The 2160-nt window shown below is 62.9% G+C and carries 2 protein-coding genes and 1 pseudogene; all 3 read left to right on the forward strand.

The window, feature by feature from the left end:
* Window positions 1-280: 280 nt before the first annotated feature.
* The gene (locus tag G3446_RS26400) at window positions 281-628 is read left to right on the forward strand and encodes a hypothetical protein (RefSeq protein ID WP_164456634.1); all 348 of its coding nucleotides are present in this window, start codon (window positions 281-283) and stop codon (window positions 626-628) included.
* Window positions 629-995: 367 nt separating this feature from the next.
* Window positions 996-1238 carry a hypothetical protein gene (locus G3446_RS28525; RefSeq protein ID WP_245232821.1) on the forward strand — a complete coding sequence of 81 codons (243 nt, stop codon included), beginning with the start codon at window positions 996-998 and terminating at the stop codon, window positions 1236-1238.
* Window positions 1239-1565: 327 nt separating this feature from the next.
* A pseudogene (locus G3446_RS26410) lies at window positions 1566-1946 on the forward strand (hypothetical protein); the annotation flags it as partial.
* Window positions 1947-2160 lie beyond the last annotated feature (214 nt).

Raw genomic sequence — 2160 nt, forward strand, 5'->3', positions numbered from 1 at the left:
GCTCTCCTGCCAACTCACCCAGGTCAAAGATCACAACTTCGTGTACGCAGATCGGGCGCGCTCGGCAGGTTGCACCCCTTTCAAAACGCGATTACCGACTGTCTTAACCAGACACACACAACTCACAAGAAAGAACTCGATTCATTGCTCACGTTGAATTTTCAGGCATTCAAGAAATGTGATCTTGTGCCTATATGAAGTATAATCTGGCGCTCCATTCCGCCGCGGCGCGCAGCCCAGCGCCTGCGCAGCCCGGCGGGAGCAGAATGGGGAGGCTTCTATGGGACTATCAGTGATCAGCATCCTCTTCGGCGTCTTTACGGCACTTGGCGCAAGCCTCGCCGTCTACGTGAGCGGAGCGCACGGGTCGGTCGGCTATCTGGCGAGCTGGACGCTTGGAGGCGTCGGCGCCCTCGGACTATGGCTGTCGCTGAGAACGCTGGTCGCTGCGCCACTCAGGACCCTGGAAACAACCATCCGGGAGATGCGCCAGGACGGCGACCTGACCCGCCGTGCCCGGGTCGCCGCCGGGCCGGTCGGCGCCTCTGCCTTCGCTGCCGGCCAGGGAAGCGCAAAGCGCGAGGCCGGCACGTCCCGGGTAGGCGTGTGCGCGTGCGTATTGCCGTAATGACGAAGGACGTGAGTCCTTCGTCGTGAAGGCAATATGCAAAGCGCAGTCACACACGCCGTAGAGTCATTCGTCGTAGGGTCGTGCGTAGCCCAAGTGCGCCAACGGCGCTACTCGAGGCGGAGCAGCGACCCGGAGCGGGACGGCCCGGGCTGAGAAGGGTGTCGCCCTGCGCGAGTCCCGTCGGCGAGGGATCGACCCGACGGGTATCACGAGCGCAGACGCGACACTCCGGGACACCGAGCCGCCGAAGTACAATACGGGCTTCGACAGCCTTACAGACCGGCTATTCCCTTCCATTCAAGAGGCGGTCCTGAGCGGCCATTCCGAGGTCGTCTACGCCATCGGCTGCGACCGCAACGGCTATGTGCCGACGCACAATGCCCGCTTCTCGCAGCCGCTGACGGGCGATCCAGCGCAGGATCTCGCCAACAACCGAACCAAGCGCCGCTTCGACGATCCCGTCGGGCGGCGTTGCGGCGCCCATGAGCTGAGCTTCCTGATCCAGACCTATAGGCGCGACACCGGCGAGATCATGCACGACATCTCGGCCCCGCTCTATGTCAACGGGCGCCACTGGGGCGGATGCCGTATCGGTTATCTGGCTTGAGGCCAGGATCTCCCGAAAGCGCGGCTCCAACGCCGCCGATTCAGCATGGCTGCGCTCCCTGCTTGCCAGCGGCTTACCGCGTCCCGCTCTTGAGAGAAGGCTATGCTGATGATCTCCGCCAGCGAAGGCGCGGCCGTCCCCGAGCCTTCGCCGCGCTGGAAGACGATACAGCGCTCGGCAGCCATTCGGGAGCGGTACAAGAGGTCCTGCGATCTCACGAGAAACAGTGGGCGACAGAGGACGGCGCAGCGAAACGGCCCTCAGGTTTTGCATCGCATCGTCGAGCCGACGAGAATGCTCCATCGCTCTTCGGTCTTGCGTGCTCTCATGTCCCACGACCAGAACTTCAAGAATCTGATTCTCGACTACCCGCGAGCGGCTCTTGCCCTTTTCGCCGCCGCTGAGGCAGCCGATCTCGATACCAACGCGCGCATCCTATCGGTGCGCCAGGAACAGCTGCAGGAGCGCCTTGGCGCGCGCTTTCGCGAGCTCGACGTGCCGCTACTGGTCGAATGGCCCGACGGGCGCCGCGCGGCTCTCTTGTTCGTGCTCGAAGAGGAAAGCGACCCGCGGCGCTTCTCCATCCATCGCCTGGCGCACTATTGTCTGGATCTCGCCGAGCTGTTCGCTACCGAGCGAGTGGTGCCAGTCGTCATCTTCCTGCGCGCCGCCGTCGGCGCCGCCGAGCGGCTACGCCTCGGCGGCGACCGCCACAGCAGTTCCCGCCGGAAAAATATTTGCTTTAGAAACAATGTGCTGGCTTGATGTTGAAAAAAGTCTTTCGTAAACTTTTGAAGCCGAATCAGTATACTGCCACAGACTTCTCAGGCTGCGAGGCAGGTATTGATGAGTGCTCCGTTCTCACGCCAGCACCTCAGCATCGCGGGACTGCTGCGCGAGGTGCGGCGCGTCGCCGCGAAGA

Source organism: Thiorhodococcus minor (assembly GCF_010820565.1).
In the GTDB taxonomy this organism is placed as follows: Bacteria; Pseudomonadota; Gammaproteobacteria; order Chromatiales; family Chromatiaceae; genus Thiorhodococcus; species Thiorhodococcus minor.